The sequence below is a fragment of the Pseudoalteromonas sp. Of7M-16 genome (genome assembly GCF_022347805.1).
In the GTDB taxonomy this organism is placed as follows: Bacteria; Pseudomonadota; Gammaproteobacteria; order Enterobacterales; family Alteromonadaceae; genus Pseudoalteromonas; species Pseudoalteromonas luteoviolacea_F.
Window position 1 is genome coordinate 167,318 of record NZ_JAKRFY010000001.1, and the last position, 26,631, is coordinate 193,948.

Here is a 26,631-nt window from a genome sequence, read left to right on the forward strand (position 1 = left end):
AGCTATAGCGCCAGTTTTATTTGATCCCGGCCGGCAGCCTTGGCTTGATAAACAGCTTGATCTGCCGCTTTTAGTGATTGGCTAAATGGCATGTGTAAATTGACATCAGCAACGCCTATGCTCACTGTAAAGCGGATCTCCTTGCCTTCATATTGCACCTTCAATCCCGCGGCTTCTTCTCGCAAACGTTGCGCAACATTCATTGCCTTGGCGACTTCAGTTTCGGGCAATAAAATAATGAACTCTTCACCACCCAGTCTACACACGCAATCTTCAGTGCGAACCAGTGCATTGCAACAATTAGCAAATTGTTTAAGTACTTCATCTCCACCATCATGACCATATTCATCATTAATCAATTTAAACCTGTCTAAATCAATCATCAAAAGGCTTAATGGTCTATCTGAGCGCTGATGGCGGCTCATTTCACTTCTCGCATAATCCATCAGATAGCGTCGGTTTTTTAGTCCGGTAAGGACATCCTGAAATGCCATTTCCGTTAAGCGCTGCTGCATTTGCCACAGCTCGTGAACTAACAGTCGTCGACTACAACAATCCGCGATCAACTCCGCTGCCACAACTTCCCATTGCAACCAATCTCGAGGCTCAAAGCGCCCTTCACAACACACCACACCGATGGCCAAGCCATTTTGAAAAATGGCCGTGTCCAGCAGTGCACAAATTTGTTGCGGAATTAAATAACCCTCCGTGAACTCTTTTGTTCTAGGATCTGTTATTGCATCGCATGCAGAAATGGTCTCGCCATTCACAATCGCGCGAAAATAATTGGGGTAATCTAATACTGTCAGTTCAGGCAAAGGTCCCGTGATCACACCTTCCCAATCCGTATTGGCAAAGTTGATCAACTTTTTCGGATTAGACACATCATCAAATAGCCACACCGATACACGGCTTACGTTCAGCAATGCCTTTGCTTCTAAAATTATGTCTGATAAAAATTGCTGATGGCCGACAGATACGTCAACCTCTTTCGACAAAACTCTTCTGAGTCTCTGTGTGACATGTGTTAGTTCATTGTGCCGATTATTCGACACACTTCCATCATTCTCTTTCACATCTACAGCCAATGCTTTCACCCAAATACATCTAGTTAATACACAGTGTGACCTCAGTTGCTGATCACTTGTTCTAGCTTGTAGCCTTCATTTTCTACACTATTCTAGGTCTACAGCTCAACTAGGTATAACGCGTTAAGGCAAAACCATCGGCTACTTGTTACATTAATAATACGCCTATAAGATAAAAAAGCACTCAATTTATCCCATAAAAGGAACTTGTCGAGAGATAAATTATTTTAGTTGCACCCACTATAGGTAAAAACTCTAATTAAAGCCCTTAAGAGGCCGCAACGTATCTAATTTACGCCAAAATAAAAGGAGCTTGTTAGCTCCTTTTATTATGCGATGTATTTACTTAGATATTTCTTAAAGATGGGATCGTCCTTCGCCATCTCCCTTTGTTCTTCTAATATATCAGCAAGCATTTGATAAGACGTCAGAGGGTTAGCCAGTACAACACGGAACACAACTGTTGGCTGATTACCATATTGTGGTGGTGTCAAACGTGTTCTTGATACAAAGGAACGGCCGGTCTCCCGCTGGCGTTTTTGCATACTGGCGGTTAGGCGGTTTAAGGCTGCATAAATGTCGAGTTTTTCTTGTTCATCAGCACCTTGCAGTGCTTGTTTAATCTCTTTAGGTACGTAGCGATAAGTTAGCAAGCACAACTCAGGCTGAGAGATCAGCTCAAAGTCATCTTGCTCTGAAATTAGATTGGCAAAATAATGTGCCTTTTCAATGCTGTGATCAATCAGCATTTCATAACCTTTGCGACCAATCACTTGAAGACACGCATGTACCAGCATCGCCATACCCGGGCGACTACCTTCAAGAGTATGGCTACCCAAATCTTTGGAGCCTTTTCGCAAAATGTATTCGGCATGATGTTCGATTACGTCAGTTGCCGTTGGATCTTTAAATAAAACAATGCCTGCGCCCATTGGTACGTACATTTGTTTGTGTGCATCAATGGTCACTGAGTCTGCTTTTTCAATGCCAGACAAAAGGTGGCGATATGTATTTGACAGCAGTGTTGCACCACCCCATGCAGCATCCACATGAAAATGACAATTTAGCTCTTCACAGAGCGCAGCCATCTCATTTAACGGATCAATGCTGCCCGTTTCAGTTGTACCCGCAACCCCAACTATCGCCATGACTTTGATCCCTTGCGCTTCAAGCTCTCGGGCTTTTTCACGCATTGCGACCATATCCACTTTGTTGTCGTAATTGGTGCGTACAGCAATGAAGTTTTCTCGACCAATACCCAATACGTCGGCGGCTTTACCCAATGAATAATGCCCGCGCTCTGACACAAGTACAGCTAAGCCTTTGTAACCATAATGCATCATTGCCGCAAACATGCCTTGCGAGGAGATCCCTTTAAAATCGCCATCAGGTTTCAACAAGCGGTTACGTGCGATCCATAAGGCCGTAATATTGGCTATCGTCCCACCTGAGCAAAACGCCCCAAGCGCATTTTTCGCGCTGTGCATCCACTGTTGATAAAACCCTTCATCTTGGCCGTACGTCAGGTGGTGCATCATGCCTAAAACTTGACGCTCTAATGGTGTAAATGCTTTTGAGGTCTCAATTTTTACCAAATTTTGGTTAAGACCTACCATCAACTTAGAAAGTGGTAGCAAAAAGTGAGGCAAGGCAGAGGTCATATGACCAATAAAGCTAGGCGACGCTGTATGAACCGAATGTGCAACCAACTGCTCCATGATATCTTGAGCATAATCTGACACAAAAGTCGGTTCTTCTGGGATAGCCGCAGACTGAAAGTCTTTCTCTATCTCATGCAGAGGCTTTTCAACCGCAGCAATATTTTCGTTCAAAAAACCCGCTAGATTATGAGAGATCTCTTGTTCAATTTTACTGAGTGTAGAGCCAGGGGCTTCCGGTACGGTAAAGATTCGCATCAAGCTTTCTTCAGAAGCGACTGCACAACGCTTTGGACCCATTGTTATTCCCAATCACAAATAAAGAGTAGATTAGTTCAAGCGCTAACATAGCGACTGACAGACACATCCACCTTACTAATTTATTACGAAATGACTAACTCTACTTTAAAGTTGTAGGAAAGTCTGCAAATGCAGAGCAAAAAAATAAACTCGGTTGCTATTTTCTTCATAAACAGAGGAAATAAAAGTTTTTAGGGACAAAAAACATACTCAATTTACTAAAAATTTTGTAAACTCAGCACCAAAGATATAAAATTTGTAATATTTTCTAATCACCTCGCAAACCGGAATTGCAATGAATAAATGGAACTTTGCTCACCGTACACTTTCTTTAACCTGGGTACTCGTTGGTTTTTTAACTTTTGTGATCTCGCTCGCTGGTTACGTTTATTACACTTATCAAAGTAGTAAAACAACCATCATGAGTGATATTGATGAAAAACTGCGTATCGCGGCGCACAGCGCAAACCTATTTGTCGGGGCAGATTACCATGACCGCCTAGATGAGTTATCAACTCAAGAATTTAAAGCTCAGAGTGAGCGTCTTACTAAGCTCGCGCAGGCTGTCGGGGTACAATATGTCTATACCATGATTTACGACTCTCCCCATGTTCGCTTTACAGCTTCGAGCTATACGATTGAAGATGTCAGTCAAGGTAATATTACTCAATATAGAGATATCTACGAAGAAGCCACAACCATTAACAAAGGGGCTTTTCGTTCAACCACTGAGGTGTTTGAAACATCAATAGATAAATGGGGCCATTTTAAGACCATATTTGTGCCTCACATTACACCTGGAGGTCAAATATACCTAACGGGTGCTGACATCCCAATTGCACATATAGAATCTCAATTGCAGGAAAATGTAACGCAGGCAGCGCTGTCTGCAAGCTTTTTTTTCTGCATCGCACTGTTAGTAGCAGGCACCTATATGTTGGTGTATCGACGTACCCTAACCACTGACGCAAGAACAGGATTTGCGAATCGCTTGGCACTAGAGCAAGACTTAGCGAGGGCAAAACGACCACACCTCAGTCTTGCTATCATTTCAATTTGTGAACTTGAAGAGATCATCAGCTTTTATGGTGCTGGCGTAGGCGACAAAGTCATTCAAAATGTCATGCGCTACTTCCAAAACTTAACCTCGCCATTTAAGGTATATCGGTTGGCGACCTCAAAGTTGGTCTTGCTGTGTGACACACCAAACGGTGAGCACTATTTAAACAATTTAATTTCAGAGTTTCCCTTCTCTCGACCAATTCTCAATGAGCCTATGCTATACATTCAGCTCAAAGCGGGGATCGCCCGAGGGAATAAAGGGCTACTACTTGAAAATGCTTTTATCGCTTGTCGGCAAGCGCAGCAGCTATATCAAACGACTTATATTTACGGTCAGCAGACACAAAAAACAAAGTTGTTACAAGAGTCCAACTTAGCCATCGCCAAAACAGTGCAAAGTGCCTTTGATCAACATCGCATCATTCCGTATTTTACCCCGCGGGCCAGCATCGACGATCATCAAATAGTGCAATATCACTGTGCGCCTCGGGTACTCACCGAGCAGGGCGTGATCTTAAAGTCTCAAGCCTTTGGTGAAGTTATTAAGCACTCACGTTTGAACTCACAGTTAACCAAACAGATGCTTGAACTATGCGTGACCCAGTTTAGAAAAACCAATATTGCTTGGAGTTTAGCGTTAACACCTCAAGATCTGCGTGACCCGCAAATGATGGAATGCATCACACAATCCATTAACCGCTATCCGCAGCCCAATTTGATCACCTTTGAATTAGATGAACAAGCCCTGATCAGCCAGTTCAATGATATGACTGCCATTATCAGTATATTGCGCAGCAAAGGGGTTAATATTTTAGTGAATTCACGTAATAGTGGCTTGCTTACTATCAGCCGAGTGTTAAAAATGTCTATTAATGCGGTTAAACTTGAAGAAACCCTTATCGAGCAACTGGCTGACAACCCACAAGTAAAAGGGCTCGTTCAACATATTGGAGAGCAGTGTAAAAATAGTCAGATTGCTTTGATAGTTTCAGGCATTAAGAGTAAAGCGCAATTGCAGCAACTAGCTAATACCCATATTACCTTGTTTGAAGGGGAGTATATCGGCGCCGCAGCGCCGCATATTAAAGATAACTTGGCCCCACCAATATTGGATGTATCATAAGGGCATTGCTTCAAACTACTGAGGCGTTAAACTCACGACCAAGCGTGTACTGGACTGTCCACTGGCCCAGTACTTGCGCTCAAATGGTGTAATAGCTTGTGCACTTTCATATGCTTCAGCAGCGGCTTCAACTCCGGCTAATTGCAAAGCTCTAGCAAACTCTTCTATATATATTGACCAGTTACTTCGTACCTCTAACACGCCACCAAGCTTAACTATGAAAGGAAATACTGCCGCGCCGTGCCAGCGTCTTTGAATGTGTTTAGACTTTGGCCATGGGTTTGGGTACAACAAGTAATGATGGCTCGGTTGCCATTTAGCCTCAACGGCTAAACGCCAAAAATCATTTAAATCGGCTTGAACTAAAATGTATTGTCCACGCTCACTTTGCTTGTATTCTATATCGTGCTTATCAAGTCGGTGAGAAGACTTATCAACTCCAATCACTAAGGCATCGGGATGACGTTTAGCCAAATTAGCTGTACTTTCTCCAACCCCACAACATGAATCCAAAATAATTGGGCCTGAAAATGCCTGAACCTTGTCATTTACTTCATTAAATGCCTTTAAAGTATGCTCAGCAATGGGTTTTTTGAACTCAGCTTCCAGATGCTTTTGCACGATTTCATCTAACTTTTCGTGCAAGTCAGTTTGGTTTGAGGTGATACTCCGAGAGTTTGCGTCAGCCATTTTGCTCGTATCGTTAACTTTAAATGGGGCAATTTTAGAAGTTTGAGAAGTAAAGTAAATAGGGGACTGCCAATTTTAATAGACTTGTCCCTAAGGTATAGCAATACAGCGACAATCAACATTTCGATACGTATAAGCCAACGCCCTCACCAAAATATCAAAAGCGCATCGTTAGACCCAACCCCCTCATTCTATGCTTCTTTTCATGCCTTACTTGGGTACAATATGCACAAGCGTAATGATACGAGATATAATTACAGCTTAAATATCATTAATTTACAAAACTTTTAAGGATACAAAATTGAAAACATTTATCATCGCTTTATTCGCGCTATTAATTACTACCTCAGCTAGTGCTGCGCGATATGACATAACAGCAAATGTTGGTGAAATTCGATTTCACGGTTCAACTCAGTCAACGGCTGGTGGCCATTGGAATGGGGTTGTTTGGATATCATTAGAAAACCCAGATAAAAACCCGAACTGCGTAAAATACCGCAATAAATACGCAGTTGCCGTTGCTAAGGGTGATGATAGCGCCTTGAGTATTGCCCTTATGGCCAAAGCGTCTAACTCAAAAATTTTACTGACGCTAGACGACAGTAAAAAAATGCAAGGCGATGTGACTTGCTTACTTCAATATATTACTTTGCTTTAAAAGCTAAGCTTGTTGTTTAGGCTCAATTTGCATACACGGCGAGCAGCAGTTCGCCGTGTATGATTATATTGGACAGAACATTACTGCATGAAAAAAACAAAGCGCTAAGCGCGTTTATCAAATGACGTTATTGCCAATTAAACTGTGTGTATTAGAACACAGACTCCTTAATGCAACTCGAATCACATTAACACGCCAAAAAGCGCACCATACATTTGTTCTTTGTCTTGCGCCAATAAAAAAACCGATACCATCGCTGATATCGGTTTTTTAATGAGGCAAGCTAAAAGAGTAGGATACCTTTCAGCTGACCCTTTATATTGCCATTAGTGCCTTAGCCCTACACCACGTTTAATCAGGGTTAGTGCTATCGTAAACAGCACAGAAATAAAGCCAATTAACACACCAAATGCAACATAGATATTAACGTCAGAGACACCTAAAAAGCCGAATCTAAACGCATTAACCATATAGATGATTGGGTTGATCTGCGATACCCCTTGCCAAAACTCAGGCAAAAGTTGAATTGAGTAAAACACTCCGCCTAAATAAGTCAACGGTGTCAATACAAACGTTGGGATAATGCTAATATCATCAAAGCTGTTTGCGTATACGGCATTGATAAGTCCACCCAAAGCAAACACCGCTGAGGTTAAAACCACAGTGGCGACAATCACTGCAATATTGTGAATTTGAATGTCGACGAAAAATAAGCTGACTATACTGACAATCAAGCCCACCAGAATGCCCCGCGCCATACCGCCGCCCATATAACCAAGTACAATGACGTAGTTTGGTACAGGTGCAACTAGCAGCTCTTCAATGCTTTTTTGAAACTTGGTGGAATAAAAACTCGACGCCACATTAGAGTATGAGTTAGTGATCACCGACATCATGATTAGGCCTGGGACGATAAATTCCATATAGCCAAAACCACCCATTTCACCAATGCGTGAGCCTATCAGGCTTCCAAAAATAATAAAATAGAGCGTCATTGTGATCGCTGGCGGCACCAAAGTCTGAACCCAGATACGCAAAAAGCGAATGCACTCTTTGATCCATATACTTTTTAACGCAACACGATATTTTAATATGCTCATTGATTACGCCCCTGCTCTAATAACCCCACAAATAACTCCTCTAAGCGGTTGGCTTTATTGCGCATACTTAAAACAGTGTTTCCCTGCTCACTTAATTGAGCAAAAACCCCATTTAAACCCTGTGATTTTTCAACTTCGACTTCAAGCGTATGATCGTCTACCAAGGAATACGCATAACCCGATAGGTTCACGGGTTTTATCGGCGCGTGTAAATCCAAGACAAAGGTTTCTTTATCTAGTTTTGCCAGTAGCGCTTTTATCGTGGTGTGCTCAACAATGACTCCTTTATCAATGATGGCGATATTACGGCACAGCAGCTCCGCCTCTTCCAAATAGTGGGTCGTTAGTATGATAGTGACGCCTTGGCTATTAATCTCACGTAAAAAGTCCCACATTGAACGTCTCAGTTCAATATCTACACCAGCTGTTGGCTCATCCAGTATCAGCAACTTAGGTTCATGCATTAATGCACGTGCGATCATTAAACGACGCTTCATACCACCAGACAAGGTACGCGCTTGTTTGTCTTTTTTATCAAACAAACCGAGCTGTTTAAGGTATTTTTCTGCTCGCTGGTGCGCCACTTGACGAGGTACACCATAATAACCCGCCTGATTCACCAATATTTGGTTGAGGGTTTCAAACTGGCTAAAGTTGAACTCTTGCGGTACTAACCCCAATTCAGATTTAGCATCTTCCAATGCAGTATCAATGGAGTGACCGAAAACTTTGACGTCACCTTGGGTTTTATTTACCAAAGAAGCGATTACGCCTATGGTGGTTGATTTACCCGCACCATTTGGGCCCAATAATGCGAAGAAATCCCCTTCTTCGACTTCCAAATCGATCCCTTTGACGGCTTCAACACCGTTTTTATAGACTTTTCTTAAGCCTTTTATACTTAATGCAGTTGTCATGTACTTCGGATCCCCAATCCCCATAATGTGTTTTGAATCAATTTAATCCCCGTAACCCCAGCGTTTAGCGAGATTATGCTCTATGTTCAGATGATCTAAAATCCGCGCAACCATAAAGTCCACCAAGTCTTCAATAGACTGAGGCTGATGATAAAAACCAGGCGCTGCTGGCATGATGGTGACACCCAATTGGCTCAGTTTGAGCATATTTTCTAAATGAATTGGGCTAAACGGCGTTTCGCGAGGTACTAAAATTAATTGACCACGCTCTTTAATTACCACATCGGCTGCGCGCTCAAGTAAATTATCCGAGGCCCCTAACGCAATGGCAGATACACTACCTGCACTACACGGACAAACGACCATTTTTTTCGGTGCCGCAGAACCAGATGCCACAGGGCTAAACCAATTGTCTTTACCAAACACTTGAATTTGACCGTCTTTGGCATTGCACAAAGCACTGAGCTGTTCAGTTGCCTTAGCCTCATTCCCAGAAAGCTTAACATTAGATTCGGTATCTAGTACCACCCGTGCCGCGCTGGAAATAAGTACATACACTTGATAGTCCAGTGCAACTAAAACCTCTAGTAACCTTAAACCGTAGGGCGCACCGGATGCTCCACTAAATGCTAATGTGATAGGATCTTTATATTGTGACATATGTTTATGACATTACCTTTTCTAGCTCAGTCGTTATGGCATCATGGATGCCATTAAAACCACCATTGCTCATAATTAAAATATGTTGATTTGGTTTGGCCTGCGCAATGACTTGAGCAATGATCTCGTCAGTACTTGAAAAACACTGTCGTCCAGCTTTTTGCGCCGCATCTTTGAGTGACCAAGCCAGTCCATCAGGCTCATATACCAACGCGCTATCTGCCGCTTGTAACGCATTCATCAAGGTATCTTGATGTACGCCCATTTTCATGGTGTTTGAACGCGGCTCTAAAATGGCGATAATTTCATCATCGCCCACTTTTGCACGAAGACCTGCTAGGGTCATTTTTATCGCGGTAGGATGGTGCGCAAAGTCATCATATACTCGCACTCCGCCAATCTCAGCTTTGAGCTCCATACGTCGTTTTGGCGACTTAAAGGTTTGCAATGCTTCGATACTTACTTCCACCGGGATCCCAACATGACGCGCTGCCGCTATCGCCATCATGGCGTTTTTCACATTGTGCTCACCAATAGCAGACCAGCTTACCTCTCCAACAACCTCACTCTCGAGCAGTACTTTAAAGCGACTGCCATCTGAGCTGATTAATTGATACGACCAATCTCCGCCGAGCGATTCTTTTTGACTCCAAAATCCGCGTTCAAGTACTTCATTTATTGCATTATCTTGTGCTGGATAGATGGCTTTCCCCTGCCCCGGTAAAGTCCTTACTAGGTGGTGAAACTGAGTTTGAATGGCGTTTAAGTCCGCAAAAATATCGGCGTGATCAAATTCCAAGTTATTTAAAATTAAAGTACGAGGGAGGTAATGTACAAACTTGCTGCGCTTATCAAAAAAAGCGGTGTCGTATTCATCCGCCTCAATCACAAAAAATGGCGTGTCTGTTACACGTGCTGACAGACCGAAATTTTGTACAATTCCACCGATTAAAAATCCGGGTTTAAGGCCTGCGTATTCTAGTAACCATGCGAGCATACTTGCCGTGGTGGTTTTGCCATGGGTGCCGGCAACTGCCAGTACCCACGCGTCTTGCAACACATGATGTTTTAACCACTCAGGCCCCGAGGTGTATGGTAGGCCTTTTTCTAGCACATATTCAACACACGGATTGCCGCGGCTCATAGCATTACCGATCACCACCACATCCGGTTTGGGCTCTAGCTGAGCTGGATCATAGCCTTGGGTTAACTCAATCCCCAAAGACTCTAGTTGGGTACTCATTGGCGGGTAAACGTTTTGATCTGAGCCTGTTACTTTATGGCCCAAAGATTGTGCAATGGCTGCAATGCCCCCCATAAAGGTGCCGCAGATCCCAAGAATATGAATATGCATAAGTTCAGCTAGTTATGAAAATTGCAGTAAGAGTAACATACTCCAATGAGCCTAGGCTGACTTTATATGCAAAACACTTTTGCACAGACAAAAAAATACCAGCCACTTGGCTGGTATTTTTCAAATCGAGCGAAGCTGATTAAGCAACACCATATTGGTCGCGGTAAGCTTTTACTGCTGCTAAGTGCTCAGAAGCACTACCTTGCTGCTCAAGGTAAGTAATCAAATCAGCTAGCTTTACAATGGATACCACTGCAGTGCCGAAGTCACGTTCAACTTCTTGAATCGCTGAAAGCTCGCCTTTGCCTTTTTCTTGGCGATCAAGCGCAATTAACACACCTGCTAAATCCGCTTCGTTCGCCTTGATGATTTCCATCGACTCACGGATCGCTGTACCTGCTGTGATCACATCATCAACTAACATGATACGGCCTTTAAGCTCAGAACCTACTAGGTTGCCACCCTCACCGTGTTGCTTTTTCTCTTTACGATTAAAGCAATAAGGCACATCTTTGTCATGGTGATCAGCAAGTGCAACCGCCGTAGTTGTTGCAATTGGAATACCTTTGTACGCAGGGCCAAACAGCACATCATACTCAATGCCCGCATCCTCTAGTGCCGCAGCATAAAAGCGACCTAAGCGCGCAAGGTCGCGGCCAGTGTTAAATAAACCTGCGTTAAAAAAGTAAGGGCTTGTACGACCTGATTTAAGCGTAAACTCACCAAACTTAAGTACCTGCTTTTCAAGAGCAAACTCGATAAAATCTTTTTGATACTGTTTCATAACTAACCTTTTGTTTACGCTAATGCTTGTTTTTGAATATCGATGATCTCACGAATTGAATGCTTGGCTAGTGCCAGTAACTCGTCAAGTTCTTCGAATGAGAAAGGTTCACCTTCAGCGGTGCCCTGAACCTCAATTAACTTACCTGTTTCTGTCATGATCACATTCATATCAGTCTCAGCTTCTGAGTCTTCAAGGTACTCTAAATCACTAATGGCTTCACCGTTGTATACACCAACTGAGATCGCTGCAATCATAAACTTAAGAGGATTGGCATTGATCATACCTTTGGCACGCATATGCGTCAGGGCATCAACAAGGGCAACACAAGCACCGCTGATAGATGCAGTACGTGTTCCGCCATCTGCTTGCAGTACATCACAATCAATAGTAATGGTGTTTTCACCCAGTGCAGATAGGTCAACAGCGGCACGTAAAGCTCGTGCGATCAGGCGTTGAATTTCCATTGTACGACCGCCTTGCTTGCCTTTTGCAGCTTCGCGACCATTACGGGTATGAGTAGAGCGAGGAAGCATACCGTACTCTGCAGTGATCCAACCTTTACCCTGTCCTTTCATAAAACGCGGTACGCCCGCTTCCACAGTGGCTGTACACAGCACTTTTGTATTGCCAAACTCTACAAGCACCGACCCTTCGGCATGCATTGTATAGTTACGGGTAAATGTTACAGGTCTAATCTGATTTGCAGTTCTTTCGCTTGGACGCATCCACGTTCCCCTATCATCAAAGTTTCGCAATATTATAAAGGGATCCTTTGCGCTATGCCACGCAATACCAAAAGAAATCTTAGCTTTACCTATCGAGCAGCGTTTTTCTTAGGCTATAATGGCCACGCAAACTAAATTAAATAGGAACTTTATATGATCCATAGTATGACCGCCTACGCTCGAAAAGAGATTAAAGGCGATTGGGGCACTGGGGTTTGGGAGATCCGCTCAGTTAATCAACGCTATCTCGAAACATTTATCCGCGCGCCGGAGCAATTCAGGGCACTAGAGCCAGTAGTACGTGAACGCCTTCGCAAGCAATTACAGCGAGGCAAAGTGGAAGTCTATTTAAAATTTGCAGCAAACCCAGCTCACGTTGGTCAGCTGTCTATCAATGAAACCCTTGCAAAACAAATTCTTGAAAACGCAAAATGGGTGCAATCTATCAGCGGTGGTGACATTAACCCGACTGAAATTTTGCGCTGGCCCGGCGTTATGGAAGCGGAAGAAGTTGATTTAGACGAAGTCAATGGCGCTTTGTTAGCTGGCTTTGATGAGCTAGTTCAAGATTTTAAAGCAGCCAGAGCGTCTGAAGGTGCAAACCTTGAGAACATGATCACCACGCGTTTAGACGGCATTCTTGAGCAAGTATCTATCGTTGAAGGCCATATGCCAGAAGTCACCAAGTGGCAGCGCGACAAGCTTTCGCAAAAACTTGAAGAACTACAAGCTGATATCGATGAGTCTCGCCTAGAGCAAGAACTTATCTACCTTGCACAAAAACAAGATGTAGCAGAAGAGCTAGACCGCTTAAAGTCTCACGTTAAAGAGACCCATAAAATCTTGAAAAAAGGCGGTGCATGCGGCCGTCGTTTGGACTTTATGATGCAAGAGTTTAACCGCGAGTCGAACACCTTGGCCTCTAAGTCAATCAATTCAGAGATCACCAACGCCGCCGTTGAGCTTAAAGTCTTGATTGAGCAAATGCGTGAGCAGATCCAAAATATTGAGTGATATTTTGGTAAACCGAATTTTTGACAAGAGCCCAGCATTACTGGGCTTTTTTGTGTTTATTGGCAAATACGATTGCAAGGGTTCCTAGACAATTGCTCAACTAAGCAATTTAAAACCAGCTATCTTAAACTGATAGCTATATCACTTTGAATAAAGCCATTGCATTGCGCGCATAAATCCAATTGGGAAGGTTGTTTCATGCAGCCCTTCTTCGATCACATCCTGTTTAATGTTTAAGTTTGCATAACGCCGACCTGACAGCTGTTTTACAAAGGCCGTTTGATATTCCAGCCACTTGAAAGGATACCTTTTTGATGTTTCATGTGTGCCTACGGCAAAATACACCCGAGCCGCTAGGTCATCGTGATTTTTTGCGTATTCCCTTTCTTGTTTAAACAACAATCGTTTGTCCCAGAAAAAAGCGCCGCTTAATACCACATAGCTCTCAAACAAGTCGGGTTTATTGAGTAATACGTAACTGGCAAATAAACCACCAGCAGAATGCCCTACCAAGGTACGTTTGTTTTGGTCAATTGAGTATCTGGCTTCAATAAATGGCAGTAACTCACTTTCAATAAAGCTTAGGTATTGCTGGGCTTGACCGGGTTTGAAAGCGCGCCAATTAGCATCAATCGAAGGGGTATAATCTCGAATGCGGCTATGCATCATATTGTCTCCCTTCGAAAACCCAATACCCACTAAAATGACTTTTTCGAGCACACCTGCACTCATGGGTACACTCAGTGAACTCGCCGCTAACGGAAATGCATAAGGGCCATCGTTCACAATAACCACTGGGTATTTGGTCTTCGTTGTTTTTGAGTAACCTTTGGGAACAGCAATAAAAACAGGATAGGTTCTACCCAATTTCTCTGATTTAATTTCATAAACAGACGAGTTAGGTAATGAAAATGCAGTAAGTTTGCTTGTTGCATCAAGGTTTGCCCATGCAAGGTGCTGATAAAAAAATAAAAGAGATAAAATAAAGAATCTGTACATGTTAATCCTATTTCGGCTTAAATATTGTCGTTAAATCTGGACCAAACAACATTGGTCAATGAAACGCTATATTTTCACCGAAATAGTATACAGGCGACCGACCCAGCTTATCTGGACACGTTATGGATTACGCACCTTACTTATCTCTTTTAACCTCCCCTTGATGCAGCGTTTGCGCTATGTTGCTTTCTATATTGGCTAGGGCTTTGTTTTATATACTTTTTAAATGCAGCACCAAATGTCGAACGTGAATTAAAACCCGCGTCAAAAGCAACGGCGACAATTTTGTGATCCGTTTGTTGAAGTAATCGACATGCTTCGCGCACTCGGTGTTGATTCACAAAATCGAAGAAGCTTGTCTTCATATGCTGGCTAAAAGTTTCTGATATTCGCACTTCAGAGACTTGGATTTTGTCAGACAAAGTCCGCAGCGATAACTCACTGTCTTTATAGAGCTGTTCAACGTCCATAACATAAAGGAGCTTTTTGGCAATTTCTACTCTCGCCTCTTCAGTCAAACTCGATTTTGAATACACAGACTCTTTGTCTGAATTTGAGGCTGTTTCGACCCAATCCAATTCAGCATTAGACTCTTGATACACCGGTTGCTGATTGATGCCCCGAAGTGCAATAAAACCAACAAAGAACATTTCAATAACCATATTGGTTAAATAAACACTGCCCGGTTGTTTACCTGTCAACAGCCATAGTTCACAAATTGCGTACCATATCCAAGCCAGTGTGATTACTATAATTACCCATCGCAACCAACTAATTTGTTTATCTTCAATTTGTGAAAACAACATTCTCAGTCGCGATGTATGGGCTCTGAACAACTTAAAAGACATGCCCAAGTATGTAAAAGCAGTGACAACAAATAAAACCAAACCTATCTGACACCCTAATACAGCACGCTCATACAACACAGGATCGCGCGTTAACGGGTTCATGAGCGCCACCTTTTGCTCTGCCGACAACACATAATAAGGCGTAGCAACTAACGCTGCGATAAAAGGAGCGCATAATGCAAAAGTATCTTGGCGCTTAAACCGTTGCTCTTTTTGTTCGGTTAACGACCTAGTATAAAAGTACATAACAGAAGGTAAAAATAGCTTGAGCGAGAACATGATCCCCGCAAGATGCGGCCATATTTCAAAACTGTTAGTGTGCATGTAAAGTTGGTCAAACTTAACCAAGCCATAAATAAACAAAAATAGCGCAAGGAATCGCTCTTGATCACTTCGCCCAGACTGCTTAGTCAGCACTATTGCCATTGATAAAAAACACATTGCAATGGTCATTGACGAAATTATGACTTTCCAAATATCTAGACTTGCCATCGGTACTAAATGGTATTCCTGAGCGCTTTATAGTTACTCCTAATTTACCGCAGCGCACGCTTTTAATCATTCATTTTGAAGCAGTTTTTAGTCCTACCTAGCTTTCTCGGACGCATCGTTACAACAAATAGTGCAGATTTAACACGATATCCTTGTTAAAGCAAAGAGAGGTAATAATGAGTTTAACAGTAGGAATGGTTGGCCACATGGTGTTTGGTGGTGCGGGACTAATTGCGGGTTTTTCAGCCTTTATTGCTAAAAAGGGGTCGCTTAACCACATCTTCATTGGCCGAATATACGTGATAGCCATGATATTAATGGCTGTGACTGGGTTTTATTATGCCTATATAAGAGCTGTACATATTTCTATGTTTGCCGCGGTGTTGACAGCTTACCTGATTGCAACCAGTTGGTTATATGTTCAGAAAAAGGTTAAATATCTAATAATTACAAGGTACTTACCGATATTTTTGGGTTTGCCCGTTTTTGTTTATGCCAGTTATTTAAGCTACCTTGCCATGAATGGCATCACCGATGATTTTGGCCACTTCCAAATTCCAGCGATCAAGTACTATGAATTTGCGTTAGTCACCTTAATTGCTTTTGGCTATGACTTGTTGTTTGGACTTGGGAAAGCTCATAGCTTTAAACAGCGCATGAGCCAACACATTTGGCGAATGGCCTTTACTTTATATATCGCGTGCAGTGCTTTTTTCGAAGGGCAAGCCAAGTTGTTCCCTGAAAATCTACAATATTCGGTATGGTTAAGCTTGCCAGAAAAGTTCGTACTCGGCCTTATGGTGTACTGGTTGTTTAAAGGTAAAATCCAAAAACTTTGGCATAAGTTTTAGCGCTGTAAACTATTCAGCATTGATTGCCAGTGGCTAGCGCACTGGCTTTTGTTTGCAAAAAAACGTTTGCATGAGGAATACAAGTAACCAGTTACCCACCCACCTATAGCAAGAAAACTTGAACAACAGTCGTGCTTTGCAGCACCTCCATTAGTGAAGGTGCTTAAATAGCTCAATGCAAACATGAAGTAGAAAGAACTAAAGTGGTGTTAAAAATTTGGTGACCGCGCTAAGGACATAAATAACAGCTTAAGTAATCTCCTGATAACAGCCTACTTAGAAATATGAGAAGGCGCTAATGTAAAGCTGTATTGATAAAGGGTAAAAGAAGCGCACATAAAAACTGTAAGCTTACGCATCCATAACAGTACCTTATATAACAACATTCATGTAAACAACTCCCCTATTAAGACTTCGATTAATCCACCTTATTTTTATTAATACTTTTATAAAATGCTAATTTTAAAGGGTTTTTGTTAATTTTTAGTTGCGCAAAGTTTCATCTATTGATAATTTACGACAATCTATTAAGGAAGAGGTATAAGGGTGTGGTAGGCAGCACAAGAAGGATCAAAACAGAGAACTTTCGCATGTATGTCCAGCGTTCAATGCGACAACTGCGCAGGGAAAAGAAATGGACTCAAGAGCAGCTAGGTAGAAAGCTAGGAGTTGACCAAGCAACCATCAGTAATTATGAGTCTGGAAAAACGGATATGACGTTTACACAACTATTTGAGTTATTTCTTATTTTTGGTAAAGACTTAAGCGGTATCTTCGATTTTAAAGCATCGGTAATTGCAGATAAACAACAAGAAGAGCAAGAAAAGGAGTAAAAAACCATGTACGAACTTTATTCACTAGTCGATCATGCTCTATTCATTTTTATTATTTTAGGGCTAATAGTAAGCTGGAAAGTTGCCACAGCACGGTGGTTTTTCATTTCATATCTTGTAGTTATCCTGATTAATATGACTATGTTTTCAATAACATTCGAATGGAAAACTCATTACTATATTTTCCAAGCATTTCTAAATATTGTGTTTATACTACCAGTAGTTTATCGTAGGGATTTGGCGTTATTTCTCCATAAGAAAATCGGGGCTAATTTTTATCAACAAGTACATGAAAAGCAAAGTCTTTCCTCTCAAGAATGTATGATTTTAATCATCTTTTTTGGAGCTGCTGTGGTCAACTTAGTTACTTGGTTTGAAGTGTTAGCATATAAGTATTATTGGATTGATAATGCTTATTTTAAACTCTATTTCAGAAATAACATTATTATGGTTATCCAGCTTTTACTTTGTGCTTGCTTTTTAGCATATGCACTCCAAGCTGAATCGAGGGAATTGAATTATGAAAATACTGAATAAACAAATGACTAAAATTATTGTTGGTGGAGACGCTCGAGCCCCAGACCTACCACATAGAGCCCAATCAGTTAAGCAGCCAAGGAATACATTAACACCAACTTCAAAACGCAATGAAGAAAGAGGCTAAGAGCTGTCTCATATCACTACATAACTTTACTAGAAGGAATTGAATAGTGAAGACATTAAATATTAAGGTACTAAAAATATATATGGAGGAGTTCATACGAGCTCCCCGGCACACCAGAGAGCTCAATAGAAAATTTTGAAACAAGCGTAATTGCCTGACAAATATTTAGAAGGTGCATTTTTAGTGCGTCTTCTATTATGAAAATATACATTTGCAAGCTACCAAGTTTACCCACAGCACTGTTGTCTAACTCCCTTAAGAGATGTGTCCTTAAAGGAGGAGTGGATAGCTTGAAGTGGTTGCTTGTATGGATAGGTAACACCTACATAAGGATTTACTTACGAGATAATGTATTTTATTGATTACGCTCGTCTTACGCAGGTGCTTAAAACGCTATCAATACCAACAATGTCTAAGGAAATGGATTATGAAATTACTGAAACTTGATCTTTTAACGCTCGTTCAAGGCGGGACAGGAAGTGCAGATTCACCAAGTTTACCACAAAGAGCTCAACATGTCGCACTACCAAGAATTGAGAAAAGTGGAATTTATAAAAAGTCACTAGAAGATTAAACCTTCACTTCAATGAGTAGGTGCATGTTTGCGCTTACTCCGATGAAAATATACATGAAAAAGTATTTTATAAGGAAATTAAAATATGAAAGTACTTAGTAAAATTCATACAAAACATATTGTCTGTGGCAGTGCCAATGCCCCCAAGCTCCCACCTAGAACTCAGACCATACTGCACAAAATAAACCCTAATGTTTCAACAAACGACTCTTTAATTCTAACGCTGGACATTTAGTCGACAGTTAAAGAGCCGGTTAAGCATTCTCGACTCTGATTCTCAGTGCTATTTGTCTTAAATAGAACTTACTAAAACAAACTATGAAAAAAGCTCAGGTAATGTAATAACCACATTTAGTAGGACTTTCTACGCATTACTTTAGCCACACGATACAACTGCAATCGAAGGAATAGAACGATGAACAAACTAAATATTGAATTTTTAGCGCGTATCCAAGGTGGACAGCACTCTAGAGATCCTGACTTGCCACAACGTGCTCAGTCGGTGAACCAACCAGCATCTAAGCCCAAGATTACTCCACATTCTTGTTTTAGATAGTAGCTGAGCCTATTCATTCTTTAGTGCAGAAAGCGCCTTTAATGGCGCTTTTTGTATGAATATATACATTTTTATAACGGCTGTTGATTTGCAAAAATATGAAGATTTCCTGCTGACAAACATATCAAAGTACTTATTTTCTAATACATTCTCTCTTTACTCGTAATTAAGAGCTTAATTTTCTAGAGTTCAGTGACTTAAGAAGTCATCTTAACTCTTTTCCTAAACTTAAGAATACAATCTCCCCCTTAATACGAAGGTAATGACTATCATTCAATTGAATACATTCTGAATAAAGAAATTCCTAATTGCTCACTTAAAAAATTGTTCATATCAGAACAAGGCGTAAGATAGATAAAGCTCTCAATATAGTCCAGGTTACCAAACGGCTACGTACCCATTATTTCTATTCTTCGGAAGCTTTCAGCATAAGTAATACCCTAGACCAAGATGCCAACAAAACAAGCTCCCCCCACCCTAAGACCAAGCAAGACCGCAAGACAAGCGCTCTATTCAATAATTAACGATATAAAATTTTAAATTGAGAATATTTGCGACCGAACAAGCCTAAAGCCCCCTCATAAAAACAACTACTTAAACCCTGTTTTTGCTACCACTTCTCAATATGTGCAACAAACCACTCACTCGATAAAATAGTTAATATAAAGTCAATTGAATCAGATATTTACTCAACTCCATTTAATTGCTGAATCAACCAAACTAGACAACATTTAACAAGCAATTCAATAAGGAGATATCAATATGAAAAAAGAGCTACTCAACTCTGTTTTATTCACGCTATTTATGCTTTTTACCAACCTAGAAGCACACGCAGACAATTACATAACTTGCTCTAGTTGTTCATCTATTGGCGCAATGCAAAGTAAAGCCAAATCTTACATTTTTGATAGGACCAATGGCGATAGTATGTCATCTACCTATATCGTTCATTTAGTTAGTATTCCCAATGGCATTGCAGGCTCATTTCGCGTCACTTCTCGACCAGAATTAAATAGGTTTGGAGAAATTGAAACCACAGTGACCGCAAGAAGGTCATCGACGCCTCAACACCTAATTGATCAGGCCAAACGTGCACAATCTTATATGTATTTGGCCAAAAAGACGCGAGTTCCCGCCTCTAGCGGCTACCGCTCCGCTTGGGAGATGGCGCGAAATAGTAGTAGCAGAGATAGATTTGACGATTGGGCTGCACAAAACGATTCATTGAAGTATTGGTCGACACAAATAATTTCGATATTTGGCGGCTTATTTTACGACCCACTTGCTGGAATTGAACTATTATTTGAGTTCGAAGATGGCTCTCAACTCATAATGAAAGCAGCAACTTTGCGATCTGGTACTAAATTGCGCTTATCCTACACACGGCATAGTGCGATTGACTCTGATGGAAATCGAATTCCAGATGCAGGTACATCTATCGAAGGAACTTATCAATTTTCGTCGCAATATAAGCTTGAGCAGTACATTCAAAAAGCGGCTGAGTACGGAATTAGAGTAAGAGTAATTTATTCAGGAGTAAGGGGCAGAGTTACGATTGTCCCCATTAACAGGACTTAAACTATGATAGAAATGCTTAGAAATGGCGAATTACATTTAGCCCCGGTAGTGCTTGTGATTCAAGTGTTAATTTGTCTTGCGATTAATATTTTCGTGGCACAGAAATATAAATACAGTAAGGTTGTTGCAGTTTGCATGGCGGTGGTCCCCCTACTAAATATGTATGCGACGTGTGTTTATATTGCCTTGGCAATTTTTCATTCAAGAAAGCCTCTGAGCAACAGTGAAAACTGATTGGCATATAGGCTGAGCCTACATAGCGGCTTGGCCTAAAAGCTCATTCTCTGTGACTTGGATTTGTGACTATATTTCTCGCAACAAAAGTGTAGCTTGAGAATCCTTTGCACAATTCAATTGAACGCTCTGCAGCCACACTGCGTTTTAGCCTAACTCACCAACGTTATTACCGCCTAATTAAACAAAGCTATGTTTCAAAAATACGTGTAAGCCCAATACCACAGCTCGATATTAGTTGTTCAAATCTAGTATTTGGTTGTTTGACGCTTAAAACCTGTACTTTAACCAAGTAACCCTAATTTATGAACTTCTTCATATCTGGATAAGAAACAATCACTCAAATTAATTCTGAAATTCGCAATTTTCGTATCCTTAAATAATAATTTGGGAAGGCAAATTTGATATTCCAAGGAATCGGAGTACATAACTTTCTTGGGTAACAATATGAACTTGAGTAAAAAGCTTTATTTGGCCTTTGGCTGCCTCATAGCATTGATGGTGTTTTCCAGTACTGTCGTTTGGTTTAAAGTTTCCACCGAAACTGCCCGTGCATTCGAAGTAAAAGGCGATGATTTGCCGGGGATGATTTTATACAACCGATTACTACACCTAGAGTACCAATTAAGCAACATCGCGCTTGAATACCTCAACGGAGATATCAGTAAAGTGGGGCAGTTTAACCAGCTGTTTGAGCGCTTCAAATCCACCCAAAAAGAGCTGTATGGATATGAGTCGGCAAAACAAGCTGACCGCGAGAAAATGGCGCGGATCATGACCCTTGCTGAAACCTTCCACCGTGAAGTTAACAACGAGATATTCGCCAAATACGACCCAAGAGCTTATGAGCAGGTGAAGCAACGCGTAGATAAGCTTGAGCAAGAAACTGGCGAACAGTTGGAAAGTTTACTGGACTCTTTAAAAGAGCAAGAATTCAATGACGCACTGAAATCTACTGACTTACAAGAGTCACTCAACGATGACTTACCGGGAGTCCGGTACTACCTAGAACTGGTTGATGAAGCTGGCGATATGATAGCGGCCATCATTTCTCATACCACAGGAGCAAGCGGTGCGGAAGCTGATTTTAATGACGATGCAGAAAGCTTTAGGCACTACTTGAATTTACTCAAGCCACTAGAACAAAAACCGAATGAACTGCGAGATATTGCCCGTATTGAAGAGATGTTCGGTACGATTCAAAGCGAAGCTAAAGATATATTTAAAAGCTATGACTCTACGGCGTATGTGAAAGCACAGCGTAAACTCGCCGATTTGACGTCAAAGCAAATGATTGAGCTGTCTAAAATCCTTGATGTATCGAGCGAAGAAGAAAAAGACGACGCCATAAGGGCATTAGACTTACTCGTAGAAGGTCTCAACACCACCTTGGTGATTATTATTATGATCACTTTAATCGCGGCCATTATAGCGATTGCGGTTGCCTATGTGATCAGCCGCTCGATTGTAACCAGATTGAGCCAGGTGCTTACGATAGCCGAAAGAATAAGTGAAGGTGATATTTCAAGGCCACTTCTGTCTCATGCAGGTAAAGATGAAATAGATAGCTTGGCCGAAGCCACTAATAAAATGTCAAACTCGTTGAACACGTTGTTACAGGCCATCAGTAATGTGGTGAATGATGTTAAAACTTCCAGCGACAACATTGCAGAGACCAATAATCAAATTGCGTCCCGAAGTCAGGCGTCAGCAGATCAGTCCACTCAGGTTGCTACGGCAATTGAGCAAATGAGTGCCACAGTATCAGAGGTGGCATCGCAAAGTCAGGTCGCTGCCAGTCATGCAGATGGCGCGCGCAGCCTTGCATCTGAAGGGGGCTCAACGGTTACATCAACGGTAGAGAAAATAAAATCTGCTTCCAATGAAGTGCAAGACACCGCTGAAAATGTCACTCACCTCGGTGAGCTAAGTAGCCAAATAGGTAATGTGATCGGCGTGATAGGCAGCATTGCAGAACAAACTAATCTACTGGCGCTCAACGCTGCAATTGAAGCCGCACGTGCAGGCGAACAGGGCCGCGGATTTGCCGTAGTAGCTGATGAAGTAAGAACCTTGGCTGAGCGCACTTCAAAAGCCACTGAAGAAGTTGTCAGTACTGTGCAGTCAATTCAATCTCAAACCGAGCATGCTGTTAAGTCCATGGAAAACAGTGTTGCTCAAGTAAATCATAGTGTTTCTATGGCTGAAGATGCAGGAACACAACTTGAAGGCATTGTTACAGGCGCAAGTGAAATTGCGTCCATGATCCAGTCAATCGCAACCGCCACAGAGGAGCAATCTGTTGTCGCAAGCGAAATGGCACGTGATATTTCACAAATTGAGCAATCGAGTCAGAGCTCGTTGCAAGACACACAAGTCGCGGCGCACTCGGCACAGGAACTGAATAAGCAAGCCGAAGAGTTAGCCGTTTTAGTGAGTCGATTTAGATTGCGCAGTTAGTCAAACTGGTAACGAGGCGCACAAAGATTTAAAATAGGGCTTTTTACGGGCAGTAATCAGCTCTATTGCTCCCTTTTGCGTACACAAAGGTTCCACTATGACAAAGACACGCGGTAACTTGTTTATTTTATCTGCCCCTTCAGGTGCAGGTAAATCTAGCCTGATCAAAGCTTTATTGGACAAACAAGCCAACATTAAAGTTTCGGTATCCCATACAACGCGCTCCCCTCGCCCAGGAGAGAATAATGGTGAGCACTACCACTTTGTCACAGTGGATGAATTTAAAGCCTTGATTGATAAAGGGGACTTTTTTGAATGGGCACAAGTATTTGAAAACTACTATGGCACATCAAAACAGGCCATTGAAGATCAACTTAACAATGGCATTGATGTCTTTCTAGACATTGACTGGCAAGGAGCGAGACAAGTAAGAACGCTTTTGCCTGAAGTAAAAACAATCTTTATTTTGCCTCCTTCTCAAAATGAACTGGAGCAGCGCTTAAACAATCGCGGCCAAGATTCGCAAGAAGTAATAGCAGCAAGAATGGCCGAAGCAAAATCAGAAAGTAGTCATTACAACGAATTTGACTATGTCATTGTCAACGACAAGTTTGAGACAGCTTTAACCGAACTTGAGCACATCGTTGTTGCCGCGAGACTACAAACTAAAGCACAACAAGTACGTCATCAGGCACTAATTGCGGAACTTTTAGCAGAATAAACCTGCATTGTCCCCCTATTACTGTGTAGATTAACGATAAATTTTAACCATTCACTTGGCGAACTCGGTGGTTTCAAGTAAACTAGCCCTTTGCTAAATGTATAATTTTTTGGAGTGCTTCGATGGCTCGCGTAACTGTAGAAGATGCAGTAGATAAAATTGGTAACCGTTTCGATTTAATCCTTGTTGCAGCGCGTCGCGCTCGTCAAATTTCTGTTGGTGGCAAAGATCCAATGGTTGATGCTGAAAATGACAAGCCAACCGTTATTGCGCTACGTGAAATTGAAGAAGGTCTGGTAACAACAGACTCTCTAGATTTGATCGATCGTGAAGAGCAACAAAACCAAGAGGCCGCTGAGCTTGCAGCTGTAGCAGCTATCGTTGGTGGTAACCGCTAAAATAAACTTCTAGACGGCTTTTTAAGCCGAATCTAAGTAAAGTTTAAGATAACGCCAGCTTCTAGCTGGCGTTTTTTTTCATTATATTGCAAAAGCTATACGCCTTTGCGTTGGCTTCCGAGCCAATTCATCGTATATTCAATAATAACTATCTATTAACTTCACTGGAACATTGGAGTGTGAATGTATCTATTTGAAGGCCTCAAGAAAAAAATCTCAGAGTACCTATCACCAGAAGACGTCGAGCTGGTACAAAAAGCCTATGTTGTCGCTCGCGAAGCGCACGAAGGTCAGACTCGCTCAAGTGGTGAACCTTATATCACTCACCCGGTTGAAGTGACACAGATACTTGCCAGCATGAAGTTAGACCATGAAACCCTCATGGCTGCGCTGATGCATGATGTTATCGAGGACACCGATTTTAGTCAGGCAGATCTGGCTGAAATATTTGGTGAAACCGTTGCTGAACTCGTTGCTGGAGTCAGTAAGCTAGACAAACTCGACTTTAAAGATAAAAAAGAGTTTCAAGCTGAAAACTATCGCAAGATGATCATGGCAATGACACAAGATATACGTGTTATTCTTATCAAACTGGCTGATAGAACACATAATATGCGTACATTAGGGTTTTTAAGACCTGAAAAACGTCGACGCATTGCCAGAGAAACACTCGAAATATTTGCACCTATTGCCAATCGTTTAGGTATCCACGATATCAAAAATGAGCTTGAAGACTTAGGTTTTCAAGCCTTATATCCGATGCGCCATAGAGCATTAAAATCTGAAGTTGCCAAAGCGCGTGGTAACCGCAAAGAAGTGATCAGCAATATTCAGACAGAGATTGAATCTCGTTTGGAAGAAAGCGGTATCTCGGCTTCTGTCAAAGGACGTGAAAAGCACCTCTATAGCATTTACCGTAAGATGCTCAATAAAGAGCTGCTGTTTAATGAAGTCATGGATATTTATGCTTTTCGCATCAATGTCGACGACATAGATACCTGTTATCGTGTCCTCGGTGTGGCTCACAACTTGTATAAGCCAATTGAAACGCGTTTCAAAGATTATATCGCGGTACCTAAGACCAATGGCTATCAATCTTTACACACCTCGCTAGTCGGCCCACACGGTATTCCTGTTGAAATTCAGATCCGTACCCACGACATGGATCATATGGCTGACAAAGGGGTTGCTGCACATTGGATGTATAAAAAATCCGGTGACAGTGCAGGACATACAGCTCAGCAACGCGCACGTCAGTGGATGCAAAGCTTGCTTGAATTACAACAAAGTGCTGGTTCGTCATTTGAATTTGTCGAAAACGTCAAAACTGAACTCTTCCCTGAAGAGATTTATGTGTTTACGCCAGATGGCCGAATCGTCGAACTCCCCATGGGTGCGACTGCTGTTGATTTTGCTTATGCCGTTCATACCGATGTTGGTAACACCTGCGTTGGGGCTCGAGTTAACCGCAAACCTTATCCGCTGAGCAAAGCACTAGACACCGGCCAAACGGTAGAAGTTATTACCAGTTCCGGGGCGCACCCCAATGCGACATGGCTTAACTTTATCGTCACAGGTAAAGCGCGTTTAGGCGTGAGAAACTATCTGAAAAGTCAGCATCAAGAAGAGTCAATTCAACTTGGCCGACGACTGCTCGATTCAGCGTTAGGTGAACAAAAACTGGATGATATTCCAACCGAGCAAATTGAGCGTGTATTAGAAGAGCACGACCTCAATACCTTGCTTGAGCTTTTAGTCGAGATTGGCAACGGTAATATTATGAGTGTGCTCATAGCCAAACGCCTACTGCAAGCGGACGATGGCATTGAAAGCCTTGCCAAACAAGCAAAGGCAGCAATAATTGGTACTGAAGGTATGCTTGTCACCTATGCTAAATGCTGCCGTCCTGTTCCTGGTGATGCCATCGCAGCCTATGTTAGCCAAGGCAAAGGGTTAATGGTGCACAGACAAGAGTGTCGCAACATCAAAGGCTGGGAAAGCGAGCGTGCTAAATATTGTGTTGTAAAGTGGGAAGATAACCCAGAAAAAGAATACATTGCAGCTCTGCGCGTTGAAATCATCAATCACCAAGGTGCACTAGCTAAGCTGACCAACGTGGTTTCCAGTGCTCAAGCGAATATTGTTGAAATCGCCACTGAAGAAAAAGAAAGTAATTTATATATTATTGATTTAGGCGTGACCGTTAAAGATAGGATCCACGTCGCAAATATTATGCGTAAGATTCGCGTTATGCCAGACGTGCAACGCGTGTATAGAAAACGCTAAA

25 protein-coding genes are annotated in these 26,631 nt (G+C 41.9%); 14 read left to right on the forward strand and 11 right to left on the reverse strand.

Going from position 1 to position 26,631, the window contains the following annotated elements; all coding sequences use genetic code 11:
• Nucleotides 1–2: 2 nt before the first annotated feature.
• Both MHN81_RS00760 and panP read right to left on the reverse strand, forming a co-directional pair.
• Nucleotides 3–1,088 (reverse strand): sensor domain-containing diguanylate cyclase, encoded by a 1,086-nt coding sequence (locus MHN81_RS00760; RefSeq protein WP_231105466.1) that lies wholly within the window; start codon nt 1,086–1,088, stop codon nt 3–5.
• 329 nt (nt 1,089–1,417) lie between these two features.
• Nucleotides 1,418–3,046, reverse strand: a complete 1,629-nt coding sequence (gene panP, locus MHN81_RS00765) for a pyridoxal-dependent aspartate 1-decarboxylase PanP (protein WP_023399786.1) — start codon at nt 3,044–3,046, stop codon at nt 1,418–1,420.
• Nucleotides 3,047–3,341: 295 nt separating this feature from the next.
• Here panP and MHN81_RS00770 point away from each other — a divergent pair, with 295 nt between their 5' ends.
• Nucleotides 3,342–5,231, forward strand: coding sequence for an EAL domain-containing protein (locus MHN81_RS00770; protein WP_023399785.1), 1,890 nt, complete (start codon nt 3,342–3,344; stop codon nt 5,229–5,231).
• A 15-nt stretch (nt 5,232–5,246) separates the two neighbouring features.
• On the opposite strand, the gene MHN81_RS00775 is transcribed toward MHN81_RS00770, so the two are convergent.
• Nucleotides 5,247–5,921, reverse strand: coding sequence for a tRNA (guanine-N(7)-)-methyltransferase (locus MHN81_RS00775; protein ID WP_239424791.1), 675 nt, complete (start codon nt 5,919–5,921; stop codon nt 5,247–5,249).
• A 301-nt stretch (nt 5,922–6,222) separates the two neighbouring features.
• Here MHN81_RS00775 and MHN81_RS00780 point away from each other — a divergent pair, with 301 nt between their 5' ends.
• A complete protein-coding gene (locus MHN81_RS00780) occupies nt 6,223–6,579 on the forward strand; it encodes a hypothetical protein (protein ID WP_239424792.1) in 357 nt (118 codons plus the stop codon).
• A gap of 326 nt (nt 6,580–6,905) precedes the next feature.
• Here the strand turns inward: MHN81_RS00780 and MHN81_RS00785 are convergent, their stop codons facing one another.
• From MHN81_RS00785 to rph, 6 genes are all read right to left on the reverse strand, one after another.
• On the reverse strand, nt 6,906–7,673 hold the full coding sequence (locus tag MHN81_RS00785) for an ABC transporter permease (RefSeq protein WP_036976472.1): 768 nt from the start codon (nt 7,671–7,673) through the stop codon (nt 6,906–6,908).
• A 2-nt stretch (nt 7,674–7,675) separates the two neighbouring features.
• Nucleotides 7,676–8,596 (reverse strand): ABC transporter ATP-binding protein, encoded by a 921-nt coding sequence (locus tag MHN81_RS00790; RefSeq protein ID WP_023399781.1) that lies wholly within the window; start codon nt 8,594–8,596, stop codon nt 7,676–7,678.
• A gap of 42 nt (nt 8,597–8,638) precedes the next feature.
• Nucleotides 8,639–9,256 (reverse strand): flavin prenyltransferase UbiX, encoded by a 618-nt coding sequence (locus MHN81_RS00795; protein WP_239424793.1) that lies wholly within the window; start codon nt 9,254–9,256, stop codon nt 8,639–8,641.
• A gap of 4 nt (nt 9,257–9,260) precedes the next feature.
• Complete coding sequence (gene mpl, locus MHN81_RS00800) at nt 9,261–10,610, reverse strand: UDP-N-acetylmuramate:L-alanyl-gamma-D-glutamyl-meso-diaminopimelate ligase (protein WP_239424794.1); 1,350 nt, start codon at nt 10,608–10,610, stop codon at nt 9,261–9,263.
• A 139-nt stretch (nt 10,611–10,749) separates the two neighbouring features.
• Nucleotides 10,750–11,394 carry an orotate phosphoribosyltransferase gene (gene pyrE / locus MHN81_RS00805; protein WP_023399778.1) on the reverse strand — a complete coding sequence of 215 codons (645 nt, stop codon included), beginning with the start codon at nt 11,392–11,394 and terminating at the stop codon, nt 10,750–10,752.
• A 14-nt stretch (nt 11,395–11,408) separates the two neighbouring features.
• The gene (gene rph, locus MHN81_RS00810) at nt 11,409–12,122 is read right to left on the reverse strand and encodes a ribonuclease PH (RefSeq protein ID WP_023399777.1); all 714 of its coding nucleotides are present in this window, start codon (nt 12,120–12,122) and stop codon (nt 11,409–11,411) included.
• 153 nt (nt 12,123–12,275) lie between these two features.
• On the opposite strand from rph, the gene MHN81_RS00815 reads away from it, so the two are divergent.
• A complete protein-coding gene (locus MHN81_RS00815) occupies nt 12,276–13,136 on the forward strand; it encodes a YicC/YloC family endoribonuclease (protein ID WP_023399776.1) in 861 nt (286 codons plus the stop codon).
• A gap of 141 nt (nt 13,137–13,277) precedes the next feature.
• Here the strand turns inward: MHN81_RS00815 and MHN81_RS00820 are convergent, their stop codons facing one another.
• The gene (locus MHN81_RS00820) at nt 13,278–14,135 is read right to left on the reverse strand and encodes an alpha/beta hydrolase-fold protein (RefSeq protein ID WP_239424795.1); all 858 of its coding nucleotides are present in this window, start codon (nt 14,133–14,135) and stop codon (nt 13,278–13,280) included.
• Between the two features lie 149 nt (nt 14,136–14,284).
• Nucleotides 14,285–15,409 (reverse strand): helix-turn-helix domain-containing protein, encoded by a 1,125-nt coding sequence (locus MHN81_RS00825; RefSeq protein ID WP_239424796.1) that lies wholly within the window; start codon nt 15,407–15,409, stop codon nt 14,285–14,287.
• A 242-nt stretch (nt 15,410–15,651) separates the two neighbouring features.
• Here MHN81_RS00825 and MHN81_RS00830 point away from each other — a divergent pair, with 242 nt between their 5' ends.
• The 11 genes from MHN81_RS00830 (at nt 15,652) to spoT (ending at nt 26,630) form a co-directional block, all read left to right on the forward strand.
• Nucleotides 15,652–16,326 carry a hypothetical protein gene (locus MHN81_RS00830; RefSeq protein ID WP_239424797.1) on the forward strand — a complete coding sequence of 225 codons (675 nt, stop codon included), beginning with the start codon at nt 15,652–15,654 and terminating at the stop codon, nt 16,324–16,326.
• A 548-nt stretch (nt 16,327–16,874) separates the two neighbouring features.
• Entirely contained in the window at nt 16,875–17,159 is a 285-nt protein-coding gene (locus MHN81_RS00835; protein ID WP_239424798.1) for a helix-turn-helix transcriptional regulator, read from the forward strand.
• Nucleotides 17,160–17,165: 6 nt separating this feature from the next.
• Complete coding sequence (locus MHN81_RS00840) at nt 17,166–17,696, forward strand: hypothetical protein (protein ID WP_239424799.1); 531 nt, start codon at nt 17,166–17,168, stop codon at nt 17,694–17,696.
• Nucleotides 17,680–17,823, forward strand: coding sequence for a hypothetical protein (locus tag MHN81_RS00845; protein WP_239424800.1), 144 nt, complete (start codon nt 17,680–17,682; stop codon nt 17,821–17,823). The genes MHN81_RS00840 and MHN81_RS00845 overlap by 17 nt, the downstream gene beginning before the upstream one ends.
• 427 nt (nt 17,824–18,250) lie before the next feature.
• Nucleotides 18,251–18,397 carry a hypothetical protein gene (locus MHN81_RS00850; protein ID WP_239424801.1) on the forward strand — a complete coding sequence of 49 codons (147 nt, stop codon included), beginning with the start codon at nt 18,251–18,253 and terminating at the stop codon, nt 18,395–18,397.
• 415 nt (nt 18,398–18,812) lie between these two features.
• A complete protein-coding gene (locus MHN81_RS00855; RefSeq protein WP_023399761.1) occupies nt 18,813–18,953 on the forward strand; it encodes a hypothetical protein in 141 nt (46 codons plus the stop codon).
• Between the two features lie 762 nt (nt 18,954–19,715).
• Nucleotides 19,716–20,531, forward strand: a complete 816-nt coding sequence (locus MHN81_RS00860) for a hypothetical protein (protein ID WP_023399760.1) — start codon at nt 19,716–19,718, stop codon at nt 20,529–20,531.
• A 681-nt stretch (nt 20,532–21,212) separates the two neighbouring features.
• Complete coding sequence (locus MHN81_RS00865; RefSeq protein WP_239424802.1) at nt 21,213–23,225, forward strand: methyl-accepting chemotaxis protein; 2,013 nt, start codon at nt 21,213–21,215, stop codon at nt 23,223–23,225.
• Nucleotides 23,226–23,322: 97 nt separating this feature from the next.
• Nucleotides 23,323–23,946 (forward strand): guanylate kinase, encoded by a 624-nt coding sequence (gene gmk, locus MHN81_RS00870; protein ID WP_023399757.1) that lies wholly within the window; start codon nt 23,323–23,325, stop codon nt 23,944–23,946.
• Between the two features lie 122 nt (nt 23,947–24,068).
• Nucleotides 24,069–24,344, forward strand: coding sequence for a DNA-directed RNA polymerase subunit omega (rpoZ, locus tag MHN81_RS00875; RefSeq protein WP_023399756.1), 276 nt, complete (start codon nt 24,069–24,071; stop codon nt 24,342–24,344).
• Nucleotides 24,345–24,527: 183 nt separating this feature from the next.
• Complete coding sequence (spoT, locus tag MHN81_RS00880; RefSeq protein WP_023399755.1) at nt 24,528–26,630, forward strand: bifunctional GTP diphosphokinase/guanosine-3',5'-bis pyrophosphate 3'-pyrophosphohydrolase; 2,103 nt, start codon at nt 24,528–24,530, stop codon at nt 26,628–26,630.
• Nucleotide 26,631: the final 1 nt, after the last annotated feature.

Excerpts from the sequence above, each read along its gene's own strand:
- MHN81_RS00860 (WP_023399760.1), top strand. The coding sequence starts at position 19,716 with ATGAAAAAAGAGCTACTCAACTCTGTTTTATTCACGCTATTTATGCTT.
- MHN81_RS00820 (WP_239424795.1), bottom strand. The coding sequence starts at position 14,135 with ATGTACAGATTCTTTATTTTATCTCTTTTATTTTTTTATCAGCACCTT.
- gmk (WP_023399757.1), top strand. The coding sequence starts at position 23,323 with ATGACAAAGACACGCGGTAACTTGTTTATTTTATCTGCCCCTTCAGGT.
- MHN81_RS00865 (WP_239424802.1), top strand. The coding sequence starts at position 21,213 with ATGAACTTGAGTAAAAAGCTTTATTTGGCCTTTGGCTGCCTCATAGCA.
- panP (WP_023399786.1), bottom strand. The coding sequence starts at position 3,046 with ATGGGTCCAAAGCGTTGTGCAGTCGCTTCTGAAGAAAGCTTGATGCGA.
- spoT (WP_023399755.1), top strand. The coding sequence starts at position 24,528 with ATGTATCTATTTGAAGGCCTCAAGAAAAAAATCTCAGAGTACCTATCA.
- MHN81_RS00770 (WP_023399785.1), top strand. The coding sequence starts at position 3,342 with ATGAATAAATGGAACTTTGCTCACCGTACACTTTCTTTAACCTGGGTA.
- MHN81_RS00850 (WP_239424801.1), top strand. The coding sequence starts at position 18,251 with ATGAAATTACTGAAACTTGATCTTTTAACGCTCGTTCAAGGCGGGACA.
- MHN81_RS00845 (WP_239424800.1), top strand. The coding sequence starts at position 17,680 with ATGAAAATACTGAATAAACAAATGACTAAAATTATTGTTGGTGGAGAC.
- MHN81_RS00795 (WP_239424793.1), bottom strand. The coding sequence starts at position 9,256 with ATGTCACAATATAAAGATCCTATCACATTAGCATTTAGTGGAGCATCC.
- MHN81_RS00840 (WP_239424799.1), top strand. The coding sequence starts at position 17,166 with ATGTACGAACTTTATTCACTAGTCGATCATGCTCTATTCATTTTTATT.
- MHN81_RS00830 (WP_239424797.1), top strand. The coding sequence starts at position 15,652 with ATGAGTTTAACAGTAGGAATGGTTGGCCACATGGTGTTTGGTGGTGCG.
- rph (WP_023399777.1), bottom strand. The coding sequence starts at position 12,122 with ATGCGTCCAAGCGAAAGAACTGCAAATCAGATTAGACCTGTAACATTT.
- MHN81_RS00825 (WP_239424796.1), bottom strand. The coding sequence starts at position 15,409 with ATGGCAATAGTGCTGACTAAGCAGTCTGGGCGAAGTGATCAAGAGCGA.
- mpl (WP_239424794.1), bottom strand. The coding sequence starts at position 10,610 with ATGCATATTCATATTCTTGGGATCTGCGGCACCTTTATGGGGGGCATT.
- rpoZ (WP_023399756.1), top strand. The coding sequence starts at position 24,069 with ATGGCTCGCGTAACTGTAGAAGATGCAGTAGATAAAATTGGTAACCGT.
- pyrE (WP_023399778.1), bottom strand. The coding sequence starts at position 11,394 with ATGAAACAGTATCAAAAAGATTTTATCGAGTTTGCTCTTGAAAAGCAG.
- MHN81_RS00790 (WP_023399781.1), bottom strand. The coding sequence starts at position 8,596 with ATGACAACTGCATTAAGTATAAAAGGCTTAAGAAAAGTCTATAAAAAC.
- MHN81_RS00855 (WP_023399761.1), top strand. The coding sequence starts at position 18,813 with ATGAACAAACTAAATATTGAATTTTTAGCGCGTATCCAAGGTGGACAG.
- MHN81_RS00815 (WP_023399776.1), top strand. The coding sequence starts at position 12,276 with ATGATCCATAGTATGACCGCCTACGCTCGAAAAGAGATTAAAGGCGAT.
- MHN81_RS00775 (WP_239424791.1), bottom strand. The coding sequence starts at position 5,921 with ATGGCTGACGCAAACTCTCGGAGTATCACCTCAAACCAAACTGACTTG.